The 15,472-nt window shown below is 64.9% G+C and carries 13 protein-coding genes; 5 read left to right on the top strand and 8 right to left on the bottom strand.

From position 1 onward, the window contains the following. Positions 1 to 59: 59 nt before the first annotated feature. Together murA and M2337_RS00300 are read right to left on the bottom strand one after the other, a co-directional pair. The gene (gene murA / locus M2337_RS00305; RefSeq protein WP_264571217.1) at positions 60 to 1,343 is read right to left on the bottom strand and encodes a UDP-N-acetylglucosamine 1-carboxyvinyltransferase; all 1,284 of its coding nucleotides are present in this window, start codon (positions 1,341 to 1,343) and stop codon (positions 60 to 62) included. A 62-nt stretch (positions 1,344 to 1,405) separates the two neighbouring features. Beyond that, the gene (locus M2337_RS00300) at positions 1,406 to 1,972 is read right to left on the bottom strand and encodes an HNH endonuclease (RefSeq protein ID WP_264571216.1); all 567 of its coding nucleotides are present in this window, start codon (positions 1,970 to 1,972) and stop codon (positions 1,406 to 1,408) included. Positions 1,973 to 2,068: 96 nt separating this feature from the next. On the opposite strand from M2337_RS00300, the gene gluQRS reads away from it, so the two are divergent. Continuing rightward, positions 2,069 to 2,959 carry a tRNA glutamyl-Q(34) synthetase GluQRS gene (gluQRS, locus tag M2337_RS00295; protein WP_264571215.1) on the top strand — a complete coding sequence of 297 codons (891 nt, stop codon included), beginning with the start codon at positions 2,069 to 2,071 and terminating at the stop codon, positions 2,957 to 2,959. A gap of 24 nt (positions 2,960 to 2,983) precedes the next feature. Continuing rightward, positions 2,984 to 3,220, top strand: a complete 237-nt coding sequence (locus M2337_RS00290) for a twin transmembrane helix small protein (RefSeq protein ID WP_181560534.1) — start codon at positions 2,984 to 2,986, stop codon at positions 3,218 to 3,220. A gap of 68 nt (positions 3,221 to 3,288) precedes the next feature. Here the strand turns inward: M2337_RS00290 and M2337_RS00285 are convergent, their stop codons facing one another. From M2337_RS00285 to M2337_RS00270, 4 genes are all read right to left on the bottom strand, one after another. After that, the gene (locus M2337_RS00285; protein WP_264571214.1) at positions 3,289 to 5,592 is read right to left on the bottom strand and encodes an arylsulfatase; all 2,304 of its coding nucleotides are present in this window, start codon (positions 5,590 to 5,592) and stop codon (positions 3,289 to 3,291) included. 129 nt (positions 5,593 to 5,721) lie between these two features. After that, the gene (locus tag M2337_RS00280) at positions 5,722 to 6,579 is read right to left on the bottom strand and encodes an SMP-30/gluconolactonase/LRE family protein (RefSeq protein ID WP_264571213.1); all 858 of its coding nucleotides are present in this window, start codon (positions 6,577 to 6,579) and stop codon (positions 5,722 to 5,724) included. Positions 6,580 to 6,597: 18 nt separating this feature from the next. Continuing rightward, positions 6,598 to 8,394 carry an IlvD/Edd family dehydratase gene (locus tag M2337_RS00275; RefSeq protein WP_264571212.1) on the bottom strand — a complete coding sequence of 599 codons (1,797 nt, stop codon included), beginning with the start codon at positions 8,392 to 8,394 and terminating at the stop codon, positions 6,598 to 6,600. Continuing rightward, positions 8,391 to 9,500 carry an aldose epimerase family protein gene (locus M2337_RS00270; RefSeq protein WP_264572300.1) on the bottom strand — a complete coding sequence of 370 codons (1,110 nt, stop codon included), beginning with the start codon at positions 9,498 to 9,500 and terminating at the stop codon, positions 8,391 to 8,393. The genes M2337_RS00275 and M2337_RS00270 overlap by 4 nt, the downstream gene beginning before the upstream one ends. 173 nt (positions 9,501 to 9,673) lie before the next feature. On the opposite strand from M2337_RS00270, the gene M2337_RS00265 reads away from it, so the two are divergent. Continuing rightward, positions 9,674 to 10,981 (top strand): sugar MFS transporter, encoded by a 1,308-nt coding sequence (locus tag M2337_RS00265; RefSeq protein ID WP_264571211.1) that lies wholly within the window; start codon positions 9,674 to 9,676, stop codon positions 10,979 to 10,981. Between the two features lie 21 nt (positions 10,982 to 11,002). Here M2337_RS00265 and M2337_RS00260 read toward each other — a convergent pair whose 3' ends face one another. Both M2337_RS00260 and M2337_RS00255 read right to left on the bottom strand, forming a co-directional pair. Continuing rightward, positions 11,003 to 12,331 carry an MFS transporter gene (locus M2337_RS00260; protein ID WP_264571210.1) on the bottom strand — a complete coding sequence of 443 codons (1,329 nt, stop codon included), beginning with the start codon at positions 12,329 to 12,331 and terminating at the stop codon, positions 11,003 to 11,005. A 183-nt stretch (positions 12,332 to 12,514) separates the two neighbouring features. After that, on the bottom strand, positions 12,515 to 13,468 hold the full coding sequence (locus tag M2337_RS00255) for a hypothetical protein (protein ID WP_264571209.1): 954 nt from the start codon (positions 13,466 to 13,468) through the stop codon (positions 12,515 to 12,517). Positions 13,469 to 13,611: 143 nt separating this feature from the next. Between M2337_RS00255 and M2337_RS00250 the strand changes: the two genes are divergently transcribed. Both M2337_RS00250 and M2337_RS00245 read left to right on the top strand, forming a co-directional pair. Continuing rightward, positions 13,612 to 14,877 (top strand): glutamate-5-semialdehyde dehydrogenase, encoded by a 1,266-nt coding sequence (locus M2337_RS00250; protein ID WP_264571208.1) that lies wholly within the window; start codon positions 13,612 to 13,614, stop codon positions 14,875 to 14,877. 2 nt (positions 14,878 to 14,879) lie between these two features. Beyond that, positions 14,880 to 15,443 (top strand): hypothetical protein, encoded by a 564-nt coding sequence (locus M2337_RS00245; protein ID WP_264571207.1) that lies wholly within the window; start codon positions 14,880 to 14,882, stop codon positions 15,441 to 15,443. Positions 15,444 to 15,472: the final 29 nt, after the last annotated feature.

Here is a 15,472-nt window from a genome sequence, read left to right as displayed (position 1 = left end):
ACGAAAGATTAGCGATTAAAACGCCGTGCAGACCGCCCCATCAGACCTGCGGCGGGGGCTTACCCGTCGCTGTCGCGCTCGATGTCGGCGCCGACCGCGCTCAGTTTCTCTTCCAGCCGCTCATAGCCCCGGTCGAGATGGTAGACGCGGCTCACTACGGTTTCGCCCTGTGCGGCGAGGCCGGCGAGGATCAGGCTCATCGAGGCGCGCAGGTCGGTCGCCATCACTGGCGCGCCGGTCAGCTTTTCCACGCCGCGCACCACGGCGGTGCGGCCGTTCACGGTGATATCCGCGCCCATGCGAGCCAGCTCGGGCACGTGCATGTAGCGGTTCTCGAAGATCGTCTCTGTGAGCACGCTCGCGCCACCGGCCAGCGTCAGCATCGCCATGAATTGAGCCTGCATGTCGGTGGGAAAGCCGGGGTGCGGCGCCGTTGTCAGCGTCAGGGGCTTCAGCGGGCCGTCGGCCGCGACCTTGATGCCGGTCTTGCTTTCCTCAATGTGGACGCCGGCATCGCGCAGGCCCTTGAGGATCGCGTGCATGTCATCGGCATTGGCACCGATCAGATCCAGCTCCCCGCCGGTGATCGCAGCGGCGCAGGCATAGCTTCCCGCCTCGATACGGTCTGCCATCACCCGATAGGTGGTGCCATAGCGGCGCTGCTTGCCGTGGATGACGATCCGGTCCGTACCGATGCCCTCGATCTCGCAACCCATGGCGACAAGCAGGCCGCACAAGTCGACAATCTCAGGCTCGCGCGCGGCATTCTCGATGATCGTTTCGCCATTGGCGAGCGCCGCCGCCATCAGCGTGTTCTCGGTCGCGCCGACCGAGGGGAAGGGCAGGGTAACGAGCGCGCCCTTAAGGCCACCATCCGGCGCAATGGCGCGGACATAGCCATTGGCCATCTCGATCGTCGCGCCCAGCGTCTCAAAGGCGCGCAGGTGGAAGTCGATGGGGCGGTTGCCGATGGCGCAGCCGCCGGGCAACGACACGGTCGCCTCGCCGGTGCGCGCCAGCAGTGGCCCCAGCACAACGATGGAGGCGCGCATCTTGCGCACGATGTCATAGGGCGCGACCGATGAGGTGACGCGCGCGGCCTTGAGCGTCATCACCCGGCCGAAATCTTCCTGCCGGGATCCCTCGATGGTGGTCGATACGCCAAGCTGGTTGAGCAGATGGCCGAAGCTGTCCACGTCCGCCAGACGGGGCAGGTTGCGCAGGGTCACCGGCTCCTCGGTCAGCAGCGCGCAAGGCAGCAGCGTCAGCGCGGCGTTCTTCGCGCCGGAGATGGGGAGTTTGCCGGAGAGCGGCTTGCCGCCGCGGATGAGGATACGGTCCATCGCGGCTTCTTAGCGGCTCCAGAGCCGCGTGCAAGGGGCAGGGCGGAGACGGGTTCCCTGGCTCAGGCCAGCAGCTCGACATCCCAGTAGAGCCAGTCGTGCCAGCTCTCGTGCAGATGGTTGGGCGGGAAGGCGCGGCCATGGTCCTGCAACTGCCAGGTCGTCGGGCGGATCGGCATTTGGCGCAGCGGCATATGCGCCTCGCGCGGGGTTCGCCCGCCTTTCTTGAGGTTGCACGGCGAGCAGGCGGTGGCGACATTCTCCCAGGTCGTGCGACCACCGGCGCGGCGCGGCACGACATGATCGAAGGTGAGATCCTTGGTCGATCCGCAATATTGGCAGGAGAATTTGTCGCGCAGGAAGAGGTTGAAACGGGTGAAGGCGGGATGCTCGCTCGGCCGCACATATTGCTTGAGCGCGATCACCGAGGGGATTTGCATCTGGAAACTCGGCGAATGAACTTCCTGCTCATAGCTGGAGACGATGTCCACCCGATCCAAAAAAACCGCCTTGATGGCGGTTTGCCAGGGCCAGAGGCTCAGCGGATAATAAGAAAGCGGGGTGTAGTCGGCGTTCAACACGAGCGCCGGGCAATTTTCTGGATGGCGTATTCGATCGGGATGATACATGCGCGCTCTTGCCCCTTTCGTTTCGCCGCACTCTCTCCAAGAGAAGCGTGACGTGCATATGACAGCAGAGACGATGAGTCTTCGTCAAGGCCTTGTATGATGGAAAACGACTCTCCACGACATGTGGTGACCCGTTTCGCGCCGAGCCCGACCGGGCGCCTGCACATCGGCCATGGCTGGTCGGCGTTGCAGGCTCATGACTTCGCGCGGGAAAATGCCGGCACCTTCCTGCTGCGCATCGAGGATACCGACGTCACCCGCTGCCGGCCCGAATTTACCGAGGGCATTTACGAAGACTTGCGCTGGCTGGGCATCGGCTGGGACGGGCTGATGATCCAGTCGACGCGCTTCGATGCCTATGAGCAGGCTCTGGACCGACTCAAAGCATCGGGCGTCGTCTATCCCTGCTTCTGCACGCGCGGCGATATCGCGCGAGAACTGGCCGCGAGCCTTCACGCCCCCCATGGCGCCGACGGGCCGCTCTATCCCGGCACCTGCCGCGCGCTGGCGCTGGAGGAGCGCGCGGCACGGATCGCGGCAGGCAATCCGCATAGCTGGCGGCTGGATATGGGCGCGGCGCTGGCGCGCACTGGTCCGCTGGTCTGGCAGGACGATTTTGCCGGCACCGTCCCGGTCGAGCCGGATGCGTTGGGCGATCTGATCATCAAGGGGCGGGACCGGCCAGCCAGCTATCATCTCGCGGTGGTGGTCGATGATGCGGCACAGGGCGTCACGCATGTCATTCGGGGGCGGGACGTGTTCGCCTCCACCCACGCCCATCGCACCCTGCAGGCGCTGCTCGGCCTCCCCAGTCCGCGCTACCGGCATCACCGGCTGATCGTGGATGCGGCGGGCAAGCGCCTTGCCAAGCGCGCCGATGGCCTGAGCCTTGCGGAGCTGCGCGATCAGGGCCTTTCCGGCCCGGCGCTCGCCGAAGATTTGCAGGCTGGCCGCTTTCCGGTTGGAATCAGGGTCGAAGCCTCCTAAATCGGGGCCACAAGGAGACAAGCTATGGGCAATGCCCTCATGATCATCCTGCTGGTGCTCGCCATGCTAGGCGCACTTTTCATGCTCGTTCGCGGCATTGTGACGTTCCTGCGCACGACCGAGGCGGAGCTGAAAGGCGATGGCACCGGCCCGAGCCAGTCCAGCCTGCGCCAGAACAAGGCGATGATGGGCCGCGTGACCTTCCAGGCACTCGCGATCCTGATCGTGGCCATTTTGCTGCTGGTCAACAGCGGCCGCTAAGCGGCCTGCATACCCCAAATGACATGGCCGCCCACCGATAGGCAGGCGGCCATGGGCAAGTGCTGGTCTCAGTAGCTGGTGATCGTCACCTTCTCGATCGTATCGGGGAAGTTCAGCGGCCCCGTGCGATCATCGATCAGCGCGTGGCCGATCATCGCTTCGCCGGTCACGATCTTGATGACGCGGGGGATCGAAGCTGTTGCTTGCGACTTGCCGTCGACTAGCAACGAGATCGTCAGCCCTTCGCTCGCCGGGGCGATCTGGGCGGTGATCACATGGTCGCCCGCACCGAGCGCCTGGGTGCCCCGCAGGACCTTGCGTTCCTGCGCGCGGCCCGAGGGGTTGTAGGTGAAGACCGGCACGCCGTTCTCCATCGCGAGCGTATAACCCGCGAACTTGGCGCCTTGGGTCAGAATTGGCCCGCTGACCGCTGATCCGCTGAGTTTGACGCGGGCTTCGGCAGTCCAGTTGGGGTTGAGTTCCGGGAAGGTCACGGCCGGATAGCGGATGTCGCTCGTATAATAAGTGCGCGTCCGCTCGGGCGCGAGGGCGTTGGGGCGATATTTGTAGTTCAGCCGCTCGAAGAAGTCGGCCGAGAGCGGATAGACATGGAACTTCTGGGCCGCCGCCTCGAAGTCCGCCTTCAGTTCGGCCAGCTTGTCGGGATACTGCGCGGCGACATTGCGGGTCTGCGACCAGTCCTCGTTGAGATTATACAGCTCCCAGCCGGCCTTGGTCGGGTCGGTCTTGTTCGGTCCCCATGGTTCCCAATTGACCTCGGTCCCGGCGAACCAGCCATCCTTGTAATAACCGCGGCTCCCCAGCATCTCGAAATACTGCTCGCGCCGTTGCGACGGGGCCTTGGGGGCATCGAAACTGTACTTCATCGAAATGCCGTCGATCGGCTGCTGGGCCACACCGTCCACCGTGGCCGGCGGTGTGATCCCCACCACGTCATAGATGGTCGGCGCGATGTCGATGACATGGCTGAACTGGGTGCGGATGCCGCCCTTGTCCTTGATCTTATCAGGCCAGGAGACGACCATCCCCACACGCAACCCGCCGAGCTGGGAGGCGACCGTCTTGCCCCATGGGTAGGGCGTGTTGAGCGCATAGCCCCAGCCGACCGGATAGTTGCCGAAGCTCTCCTCCGTACCGAACTTGTCCTTCTGCGGCAGCAGCGTCTCGGGAGTTTCCTTGATGCCAGCGAACTGCGAGTAAGCGTTGATCGAGCCGTACATATTGTGCAGCGCCGCGCCGTTGTCGCCGTTGATGAAGATCACCAGCGTGTTGTCCAGCTCGCCATCCTGACGCACCCGCTCGATCACGCGACCCAGTTGATCGTCGAAGAAGGCAAGCTGCGCGGCGGCCACTTCCATCATATGCGCGTAAAGCGCCTTCTGATCGGCAGGCAGGCTATCCCAGCGCGGCACGCCGGGCAGGGGCGGCGCCATGCGGGCGTCCTTGGGGATGATGCCCATGGCTTTCTGACGCGCGAAAATCTGGCCGCGCATTTTGTCCCAGCCCATGTCGAACTTGCCCTTGAACTTGGCCACCCAATCGGCCGGGGCTTGCTGCGGGCCGTGCATGGCGCCGGGCGCGACATAGAGGAAGAAGGGCTTGTTCGGGTCCTGCGCCTGCTGCGCGCCCAGCCAGCCCAGCATCTTGTCGGTCATGTCACGGTCGAAAATATAATTATCGTCCGTCCGGTCGCGCCGCACGGGGTTGATATTCTCGACAATGGTTGGGTTGAACTGGTCGGCACCCGCGCCGTTGAACCCGTAGAAATAATCGAAGCCCAGGCCGATCGGCCAGCGCTTGAACGGACCCATCGGCCCGGTCTCCCAGTCGGGGATATTATGGTTCTTGCCGAACCAAGACGTGTCATAGCCATTATCGCGCAGCACCCGGCCCAGCGTCGCGGCGCTGTCCGGCATCACGGAGGTATAGCCCGGCGCATCGATCGATACGTTGGAGATCGATGCGTTGCCGACGGCATGGTGGTTGCGGCCAGTGAGCAATGCGGCGCGCGTCGGCGAGCACATGGCGGTGGTGTGGAAGCGCGTGTAGCGCAGGCCCGAGGCAGCGAGACTGTCGAACACCGGCGTCGGAATGGGGCCGCCATAAGAGGTGGAGGCGCTGAAGCCCACATCGTCCATAAGGACGAGGATGATATTGGGGGCACCCTTGGGGGCCTTGGTCGGCTGCGGATAATAGGTCCAGTCAGGGCCGACCGGCGGCGACGCCTGCTGCGAATTCGCGCCTTGTTGTGCCATCGCGGCGGAAAGCCCAATGCCCGCACATGCCGCGATAATCAGCCGGCTGGCGCCATGCCACGCGGCTTTGGACGCCATCTTCCTTGAATAGCTCATCGTTCCTCTCCCTATTTTGAACCACCTTGTCATGCGGAGAGGCAGTTAGAAGCAACGGCCTGTGAGGCTATAAGTTATAGCTACTCGCTAATAGGATCAGGGCAGGACGGATGAGGCTTGGCGTCGATGTCAGGCCGGAAAGAGGCCCGGCGCGACACCCTTGAACCACGTCTCGATCTCGAACAGGGCGCCATCATAGTCGGACGGAGGCAGGCCGGTCGCCGCAGAGGTGACGAACATTCGGTCGAGCCGCTCACCGGCAAAGGCGATATTGGTGATCTGGGAGGCGGGTAGCGCAATGCTGTGATCCAACGTGCCATCCGGCCAAAAGCGGCTCACCCGGCCGGCGCCCCAATGCGCGACCCACAGCCCGTCCTCGGCATCGACGGTCATGCCATCCGGCCCGCCATCTCCCTCGCCAAAGCGGACGAAGACCTCGCGGTCGGCGATGCCACCATCCGGCGTGCGCGCGAACCGGTAGATGAGCCCGCGCATGGTATCGGTGTGGTAGAGCCAGCGGCCGCAGGTTGAGAAGGCGGGGCCGTTGGTGACGGTGTAGCCGCTGTCCATCGGCGTCCAGCGACCATCCGGCGTGAACCGGTAGAGCGTGCCGCTTTCGCCCTCGATCCGGCTGTGCATGGTGCCGCACCAGATCGTCCCGCCGGCATCGGCCTTACCGTCATTCATACGGTTGTCCGGCAGATGCGGCTCGGGGTTGCCAATTGGCTCGATGGTGAGGGGATCGAGCGAGAGCCGCGCAAAGCCGCTCGCGAACCCGGCAATGAAACCGCCCTGATCGCGCTCGACCACCCAGCCCAGCCGCTCGGGCATCGCCCAGCGGTCGACCGTGCCATCGGCGAGCGAGAGCCTGTTGAGAGCCGGCGCGAGAATGTCCGTCCAGTAGAGCGCGTTGTCGCGCGCGCTCCACAGCGTCCCCTCGCCCAGCTCGTCGCGCACGTCGCGCTCGACGATCCGCCAGCCCGTCATCCTGCTGCCCTTTCGGCCTTAGTGATTGTCGCGCGGCAGGCCCTGGGTTTGCGCGATGCGCTGGAACTGCTCGCTGCCTTCCAGAATCGCGCCCTTGTCCAGCTGCCCGACAAGCGAACGCTGGATGTCCTGCCATGGGGTCTGGGACGCGGGATAGGCATAGCCACCCTTGGCTATCAGGGCTTCACGGCGCTCGGCAAGCTCCGCGTCGGCGATCAGCACATCCACCGTGCAGGCATTCAGGTCCATGCGCACCCGGTCACCGTCGCGCAACAGGGCGAGGCCGCCCATGGCCGCCGCTTCCGGGCTGGCATTGAGGATCGACGGGCTGGCGCTCGTGCCGGACTGGCGCCCGTCGCCGATGCAGGGGAGGGCACTGATCCCTTCCGTAATGAGATAGGCCGGCGGGCGCATGTTCACCACCTCTGCCGCGCCGGGATAGCCGATGGGACCGGCGCCGCGCATGAAGAGAAGCGTGTTCTCGGTAATGCCGGTGGCCGGATCATCGATGCGCTTGTGATAATCCTCCGGGCCGTCGAACACGATGGCGGGGCCTTCGAACACGCCCGGCGCGTCCGGGTTGGAGAGGTAGCGGTCGCGGAATTCCTGGCTGATCACGCTGGTCTTCATGATGGCGGCATCGAACAGATTGCCGCTCATCACCAGAAAGCCGGCGTCCTCGACCAGCGGCTGCTCGAACGGATGGATGACGCGCTCGTCCATGATCCGCGCATCCCGGCAATTGTCGCCCATGCTGGCGCCGTTCACGGTCAGCGCGCCTTCGCGGATCAGGCCGTGGCGGATGAGCTGCGCGACCACGGCGGGCACGCCGCCAGCGCGATAATAATCCTCGCCCAGATACTCGCCGGCTGGCTGGAGGTTGACCAGCAGCGGCACCTTGTGGCCGAGCCGCTCCCAATCCTTGAGCGGCAGGTCGACGCCGATATGGCGCGCAATCGCCGCGAGGTGGATGGGCGCATTGGTCGAGCCGCCGATGGCCGAATTCACCACGATGGCATTGTGAAAGGCGTCGAGCGTCAGAATGTCGGACGGCTTGAGGTCTTCCGCCACCATCTCGACAATGCGCTTGCCGGTGCGCCAGGCGACTTCCTGCCGGTCGCGATAGGGCGCGGGAATGGCGGCGGAGCCCGGCAGCATCATGCCCAGCGCCTCGGCAAGGCTGTTCATGGTCGTGGCCGTGCCCATGGTGTTGCAATAGCCGGTTGAGGGGGCTGAGGAGGCGACCAGCCTGATGAAGCCTTCATCATCGATCTCGCCGGCGGCAAGCATCTGCCGCGCTTTCCACACGATGGTGCCGGATCCGGTGCGCTCGCCCTCATGCCAGCCATTGAGCATCGGGCCAACGGAGAGCGCAATCGCGGGAATGTTCACCGTGGCTGCGGCCATCAGCGCGGCGGGCGTGGTCTTGTCGCAGCCGGTGGTCAGCACCACGCCATCGAACGGGTAGCCGTACAGCGCCTCGACCAGGCCAAGATAGGCGAGGTTGCGGTCCAGCCCGGCTGTCGGTCGCTTGCCCGTCTCCTGAATGGGGTGGACGGGGAATTCGATGGCGATGCCGCCGGCCTCGCGAATGCCCTCGCGCACCCGCTCGGCCAGCACGAGATGGTGGCGGTTGCAGGGCGAGAGGTCGCTGCCGGTCTGGGCGATGCCGATGATCGGCTTGCCCGAGCGGAGTTCCTCGAGGCTGAGCCCGAAATTCAGGTAACGCTCCAGATAGAGCGCCGTCATGTCGATATTGTCGTCATTGTCGAACCATGCGCGCGAGCGCAGGCGCGAGCCCTTTGGGTCTGTCATTTGTGGTGCGTGCCCTGCTGGATTGAAACGCGGTAGATCATGGCATGCCGGTAGGGCTTGCCGGGATCAACGCGGGCGGAAATGAAATCGGGATGGTTCGGCGCATCCGGGAATTTCTGCGGTTCGAGCGCGATGCCATCCCCCATGCGATACAGGCGGCTGCTCTTGCCGGGGACTGTGCCATCCAGGAAATTCCCGGCGTAGAATTGCACGCCCGGCTCGGTCGTCAGCACTTCGAGGACGCGCCCGGAGGCGGGGTCTTCAAGGCGGGCGGCCAGTTCGGGCTTGGCCGTCACGCCCTTGTCGAGCGCGAAATTATGGTCATAGCCGCGGCCGGCGCGGATCTGGTCGTCCCGGCCATCGCGAATGTCCTGCGCGATGCGGCGCGGCTTGCGAAAGTCGAACGGCGTGCCGGCCACCGGGCGCAGCTCGCCAGTGGGGATCAGCTTGGCATCGACGGGCGTGAAGGCCTTGGCGGGAATGGTCAGCAACTGGTCGAGCGCGCCGCCGGGTGACTCCTCGCCGGCCATGTTGAACAGCGCATGGTTGGTCATGTTCACGATGGTTGGCTTGTCCGTCCTGGCCTCGAAGGCAATGCCGAGCGCGCCGCTCTCATCCAGCGTGTAAGTGGTGGTGACGTCCAGCTTGCCAGGGTAGCCGGCGTCGCCATCCGGGCTGACATGAGCGAGCACGACACGCGCGGTCGGGCCGCTCTCCACCGAGACGACCTTCCACACGGCGCGATCGAAGCCCTTGCCGCCGCCATGCAGCGAATTGGTCCCGTCATTTTGCGTCAGCTGGTAGGTCTTGCCATCCAGCGCGAACCGGCCATTGGCGATGCGGTTGGCGAACCGCCCGACGGTTACACCGAGATAATTGGGGTGCGCCTCATATTGGGCCGCACTGTCGAAGCCGAGCACGACATCAGCCCGCTTGCCGTCGCGCCCGGGGACGAGCAGCGACTGCAGCGTGGCGCCATAAGTGATGATCTTTGCTTCCACGCCTTGCGCGTTCTTGAGCGTGATCGCCTCAATGGCGGTGCCATCGGCGAGGGTGCCGGCAGCCGCACGGTGCGCCTCGGCGGCCTGAACCACGGAAACCGGCATCGCCATCGCCAGCGTTCCGGAGATGATCGCTATCCAATATGCACTTCGCATCCCTGCCCCAATCCTTTTGTCTCTGTCCGCGCTGTGCGGGTTTATAGTCAGACAAATGACATTGACGCAAGCCGACATTCCGGCGAAAACGCCCCGGCAAAATTGATGAGGGGATGGAGCCGATGGCCGGACCGGCAGGGGTTGCAAATGGGGTGAGCAGGGACAGCGGCGGGGTCAATTACACCCCTGCCCTGGTGCTGTTGGCCAGCCTGTTTTTCATGTGGGGTTTCATCACCGTCATCAACAACACGCTGCTGCCGCATCTGCGCAGCGTGTTTGATCTCAATTATACGCAGACGACGCTGATCGAATCGGTCTGGTTCATTGCCTATTTCGTCGCGTCGATCCCATCAGCCTGGCTGATCAAGCGGGTCGGTTATCAGAAGTCGCTGGTCGTCGGCCTGCTGGTGATGGCGGCGGGGTCGCTGGGCATGATGCTCGCCGCCAGCCTGCCATCTTATGGCGTCACCCTCGTCATGCTCTTTGTCATCGCGAGCGGCATCACGCTGCTGCAGGTGGCTGCCAATCCCTATGTCGCCGTGGTCGGGTCGCCGGAAACGGCATCCTCCCGCCTCAATCTCGTGCAGGCCATGAACTCGGCGGGCACGATGTTCGCGCCCTTGTTCGGCGCCTATCTGATCCTCGGTCGCTCCAAGGGCGGCACGGCGGAAGCGGGCGTTGTGCTCACCCAGGCGGAGCGCCTTGCCGATGCGCAATCGGTGATCCTACCTTATGGCCTCGTCGCGGTCGTGCTGATCGTGCTCGCCATCGTCATTGCGCGCTTTCCGTTGCCCGCCATGGGGTCGGCCGCCAATCGTGCGAGCAAGGAGGAGCGCCGCAACCACTCGCTCTGGCGGCACCGCAATCTCGTGTTCGGCGTGCCGGCGATCTTCATCTACCTGATTGCCGAGATCGGCGTCGCCAATCTGTTCGTGAACTTCGTCAGTCAGCCGCACATCGCCAACCTCACCCATGAGCAGGCCGGTCGCTACCTCACCTTCCTGTGGGGCGGGATGATGGTCGGCCGCTTCGTCGGTTCGGCGATCATGCAGAAGATTCCGGCGGAGACGGTGCTGGCGGCCTTCTCCATCGGTGCGTTCGTGGTGATGCTGGTCACGGTCTTCACCACCGGCCCGGCGGCGATGTGGGCCTTGATCCTCGTGGGTTTCTTCCACTCGATCATGTTCCCGACCATCTTCACGCTCGGCATCAAGGGGCTGGGACCGTTGACCGAGGAAGGCTCGGGGCTGCTGATCATGGCAATTGCCGGCGGCGCGCTGGTCATCGTGCAGGGTTGGCTGGCGGACAGCTATGGCCTTCAGATGTCGTTCCTGCTGACGGCGGCGTGCGAACTCTACGTGCTGTTCTACGCGTTGTGGGGTGCGAAGCCGACCAACGCCTTGCCCGAGCCGCAGCCGATCGATGAATAACTCTGACTAAATTGCTTCGGGTTATCCAGCGGCAGGGGCGAGCGCTTTCATGCGCTCGACCTTGCCGAACAGGAAGAGCAGGCTGAAGGCGGCCGTGAAGCCGCAGCCGGCGAGGAAGATCAGCACCAGCTCGAAAGATTGCGTCTGCTGCAGAATGAAGCCGATCACGATCGGCGTCACGATGGACGACATGTTGCCGAACATGTTGAAGATGCCGCCGCTCAAACCCGCCGCACCGGGTGGCGCGATATCGGACATGACGGCCCACCCCAGCGCGCCGAAGCCCTTGCCGAAAAAGGCGAGGCTCATGAAGATCATGATCATGGTCTGCGCGCTGGTGTAATTGCAGCCGAGAATGGCGAGCGAACCCATCATGCCGGTGACAATGGGGAGTTTGCGGGCCAGCGTCATGCTATGCCCGCGCTTGAGCAGCCAGTCCGACCACAGGCCGCCCAGCAAGCCGCCAAGAAAGCCGCAGATCGATGGAATGGCGGTCATCAGCCCGGTCTCGATGATCGAGAGGCCACGCTCCTGCACGAGATAGACCGGGAACCAGGTGATGAAGAAATAGGTGAGGGCGTTCACGCAGAACTGGTGGAGATAAAGCCCCCAGAGCGACGGGGCGAGAATGAGGGACCGCACGTGCCGCGCCGTCTCGCCATCCGGCCGGCCTGCCGGTTCGGCCTTTTCGATCAAGGCGCCGCCATCGACGATCAGTGCCAGCTCTGCGGGCTGGATGCGCGGGTGACGATGCGGCTCGTGGACCGTGCGCGCCCAGGCCATGGCCGCGACCAGCCCGACCCCGCCCATGAACAGGAAGACCTCCGGCCAGCCGATGACCCCGATGATCCAGGCCATGATCGGCGCGAACAGGATCGTGGCGCAATATTGCGCGGAGGTGAAAATGGCCGTGGCGCGGCCGCGTTCGCTGGCGGGAAACCAGCTGGCGACGATCCGCGCATTACCGGGGAAGGACGGGGCTTCGGCCAGACCAACGAGGAGCCGGAGCAGAAAGAGCGCGGTGATGGCGGCGGCGCCGGAGAGGAACACCACCAGGCCCTGCGCGGCCGTGAACAGCGACCAGCCCACAATGGCAACGAGATAGACCCGGCGAACGCCAAATCGGTCGAGCAACCATCCGCCGGGGAGCTGCGCCGCGACATAGGACCAGCCAAAGGCCGAGAAGACGATGCCGAGTTGCAGCGGATCGATATCGAGATCGCGCGTCATCAGGGGCGCCGCCAGCGAGAGGATCGCCCGGTCCGCATAATTGATGACGGTGACGCCAAACAGCACGGCGAGGACGCCCCAGCGAAGCCGGCCTGCCAACAGACTCGTGGTTTGACTCATCGCGCCTCTCCCTGCCGGCGCTGCATGTCCGCCCCTTCGGAGGCGGATACTGTCTGACAAACAGGGCGGCGGTGGCGGGCGTAAAGCGGATCGCCGACGCAGGCAAGGCTCTCATTCCGGACATTTTTCTGCCCGGCTTTTCAAACTAAATGTCCTGCTATTGCGCCAGCCTCGTGCGGGGCATTAGCTCGGGCAGCGCACGCGCTTGACGGACCCGATGGTCAACACGTCGCCCCCGCCGGAGAGAGTCAGCGCGGCCGTATCCGTCCAGCTTTCGCCCTCGCCCGAGTAAGTGGCGGTGACGCTCAGGCGATTGGGCGAGAGCGGGCGGGCTTGCGTCACCTTGCCGACGCTCTCGTAGAAGGTGAGGTCGTCCGCGCCCACCGCTAGCCGCATATTGTCGCCGGGCTTGCCGCACGCCGCCGCGCTGGACGACCAGTTGCCTCGGAAGGCCTGCGGAATGGCGCCGGCGCCTGTCTCGCCGCCCGGCGGGATGATCTTCACCGTGCCGCGCGGCGAGAGGTCCGATTCCGCGATGAGCCAGGCCATCTGGCCGCTCTCGCCTTTCTGTCCGCCGGGGTTGCGCACCAATGTCATTGTGCCGATCATGTTGAACGGGCGACCATCCTCGCGCATCCGGCCATACATCTGCACCGGCACCTTCACGCGCTGATTGCCGGTCGACTGGGGACGGCCGACCAGAACCTGCACATCGCTGTAGCGGTTATAGGCGCTCGAAAACTGCGCCTCCGTCATGCCGCTGCCCCTCCCGGAATCGGCATAGAGCCTATAGGCATCGCCAAAGCGCCCCTGCGCCAGCGCGAGGCCCCAAAGCTGGATGGTCGCGCCCGAGGCTTCAACGCTGGTCGGCACGCGCGCGGCCGCCTCGTTGAGCGGGGTGCGGTCATCGGGTAGGCCGCCCTGCTCGCCAGGGGCAGGGGGAACGAGCGTGCCGAGAAATTCCGGCTGTACCGAAGTGGTGCCGCTGTCATTGGCATTGAGCGCGTTATCGAGGGCTTCGTCCGCCTGCGCCGCGTTCATGCCATTGGCCTGATTGTCCGCATCGGGCGACACCTGGCATCCCGCAAGGATGAAGGTGAGCACGGCAATCGAGGAAATCTGGCTCAGTCGGTTCATGCTCGTCTCCCTGTTGGGCATCGCTCGCGGTTCCCTTCGGCTGAAAGGGCAAACGCTCCGCCATGCGTCGGGTTGCCGCCATTTGCGCGACTCTCTCCCCATGCTATGGGGAGTGCCCTCCGCCGGACAGGACGACTCTTATCATGAATGATCTCACGCAGACGCCTGAAATGCTCATTGCCCAGATGGGTGCGCGTGCTCGCCGCGCCGCTGCGGACATGGCGCAGGCGCCGAGCGAGCTGAAGGCGCAGGCGCTGGTTGCCGCGGCGCGCTCGCTGCGGGAAGCGATGCCGAAGATCATCCGAGCCAATCGCACCGATATGGAGCGCGGCGCCGCCAATGGCCTCTCCTCTGCCATGCTGGATCGGCTGCGGCTGGACGAGGCGCGGATCAATGGCATTGCGGACGCGGTCGAACAGGTCGCCAATCTTGCCGATCCGGTGGGGCAGGTCATCGATGAATCCGAGCGGCCCAATGGCCTGCGCCTCAGCCGTGTGCGGGTACCGCTCGGCGTCATCGGCATCATCTATGAGAGCCGCCCCAATGTCACCGCTGATGCGGCTGCGCTCGGCCTGCGCTCCGGCAATGCGGTGATCCTGCGGGGCGGATCGGAAGCGGTGGAGAGCAACCGGGCGATCCACGCTGCCATGGTGCGCGGCATTACCGAGGCCGGCCTGCCCGCCGATGCGGTGCAATATGTTCCCAGCACCGATCGTGCGCTGGTGGGCGCGATGCTGCGCGCGGTGGGTCTGATCGACATCATCGTGCCGCGCGGCGGCAAGAGCCTCGTCGCGCGCGTGCAGGACGAGGCGCGGGTGCCCGTGCTCGCCCATCTCGATGGCATCTGCCACACCTATGTCCATGCCGCCGCCGACCCCAAAATGGCCCGCGAGATCGTGGTCAATGCCAAGATGCGGCGCACCGGCATCTGCGGCGCCACAGAGACGCTGCTGATCGACAAGGGCTATGCCGAGCCGCAAGCGCTGGTGGCCGCGCTGCTGGATGCGCAATGCGAGGTGCGCGGTGACAAGGCCGTCACCAAGCTCGACCCCCGCATCGAGCCGGCGCAGGATGGTGATTGGAACACCGAATATCTCGATTCCATCATCGCGGCGCGCTTCGTGGATGGCGTCGATGAGGCGCTCGATCACATCGCGGTGCATGGCAGCCACCATACCGACGCGATCATCACGCAGGACGCCCCGACTGCTGAGCAGTTCCTTGCCCGCTGCGACAGCGCGATCTGCATGTGGAACGCCTCCACCCAATTTGCCGATGGCGGCGAATTCGGTCTCGGCGCCGAGATCGGTATCTCGACTGGGCGGATGCACGCACGCGGGCCGGTGGCGCTGGAAGGGCTGACGACGTACAAATGGGTTGTGCGCGGCACCGGTCAGGTCCGGCCCTGATCATGCGTATCAGCAGAAGCGTCGCGCCGCATATTACGGCTTCCCTCGTTATTATCGCGCTGGCTGGTTGCCAGGTCGTGCCGGAAACGGGCGGTCGGCAGCCCTCGCCGGCGCCCACGCCCGCGCCAACTGCTCCGGCCCCCGCGCCCGTCCCTGCCCCGTCGCAGTCGAGCGATGCCTGGGAAGTGGCGCCGGTGACGTCCGGTAGCTGGGGTTATGAAAGCCGCACTGGCGAGAGTGTCGCCAGCTTTGGCGCCTCACCCGTGGCGCCGCTGGTGGTCCTGCGCTGTCAGAAGAGCAGTCGGCAAGTGTCGATGACGCTGGCGGGGAGCCCCAGTCCGCGCGTCACCCTGCGTACCAGCAAGGGCGTGCTCGACTGGAGCGGGGCGACCCAGCCGATGGGTGGCGCCAGCGGGCTGGTCATCACGCGCCCCGCCAATGATCCCGGGCTGGACTGGATGGCATTTTCGCGCGGTCGCGTGTCCATCGAGCCCGCAGGCGGGCAACGGATCATTCTGCCGGTGGTCTCAGAAATCGGGCGCGTCGTAGAGGACTGCCGGAGCTAGGCCGTTCCGGCTGCGTCGCCCTAAAATCG

Source organism: Sphingobium sp. B2D3A, from assembly GCF_025961795.1.
Taxonomy (GTDB): domain Bacteria; phylum Pseudomonadota; class Alphaproteobacteria; order Sphingomonadales; family Sphingomonadaceae; genus Sphingobium.
This window is presented reverse-complemented; position numbering and strand designations above follow the sequence as displayed.

Bases quoted from the DNA above. Each gene is read 5' to 3' on its own strand.
- M2337_RS00245 (WP_264571207.1), top strand. From the start codon at position 14,880: ATGCGTATCAGCAGAAGCGTCGCGCCGCATATTACGGCTTCCCTCGTT.
- M2337_RS00280 (WP_264571213.1), bottom strand. From the start codon at position 6,579: ATGACGGGCTGGCGGATCGTCGAGCGCGACGTGCGCGACGAGCTGGGC.
- M2337_RS00275 (WP_264571212.1), bottom strand. From the start codon at position 8,394: ATGACAGACCCAAAGGGCTCGCGCCTGCGCTCGCGCGCATGGTTCGAC.
- M2337_RS00255 (WP_264571209.1), bottom strand. From the start codon at position 13,468: ATGAACCGACTGAGCCAGATTTCCTCGATTGCCGTGCTCACCTTCATC.
- gluQRS (WP_264571215.1), top strand. From the start codon at position 2,069: ATGATGGAAAACGACTCTCCACGACATGTGGTGACCCGTTTCGCGCCG.
- M2337_RS00265 (WP_264571211.1), top strand. From the start codon at position 9,674: ATGGCCGGACCGGCAGGGGTTGCAAATGGGGTGAGCAGGGACAGCGGC.
- M2337_RS00260 (WP_264571210.1), bottom strand. From the start codon at position 12,331: ATGAGTCAAACCACGAGTCTGTTGGCAGGCCGGCTTCGCTGGGGCGTC.
- M2337_RS00270 (WP_264572300.1), bottom strand. From the start codon at position 9,500: ATGCCGGTTTCCGTGGTTCAGGCCGCCGAGGCGCACCGTGCGGCTGCC.
- M2337_RS00300 (WP_264571216.1), bottom strand. From the start codon at position 1,972: ATGTATCATCCCGATCGAATACGCCATCCAGAAAATTGCCCGGCGCTC.
- M2337_RS00250 (WP_264571208.1), top strand. From the start codon at position 13,612: ATGAATGATCTCACGCAGACGCCTGAAATGCTCATTGCCCAGATGGGT.
- M2337_RS00290 (WP_181560534.1), top strand. From the start codon at position 2,984: ATGGGCAATGCCCTCATGATCATCCTGCTGGTGCTCGCCATGCTAGGC.
- M2337_RS00285 (WP_264571214.1), bottom strand. From the start codon at position 5,592: ATGAGCTATTCAAGGAAGATGGCGTCCAAAGCCGCGTGGCATGGCGCC.
- murA (WP_264571217.1), bottom strand. From the start codon at position 1,343: ATGGACCGTATCCTCATCCGCGGCGGCAAGCCGCTCTCCGGCAAACTC.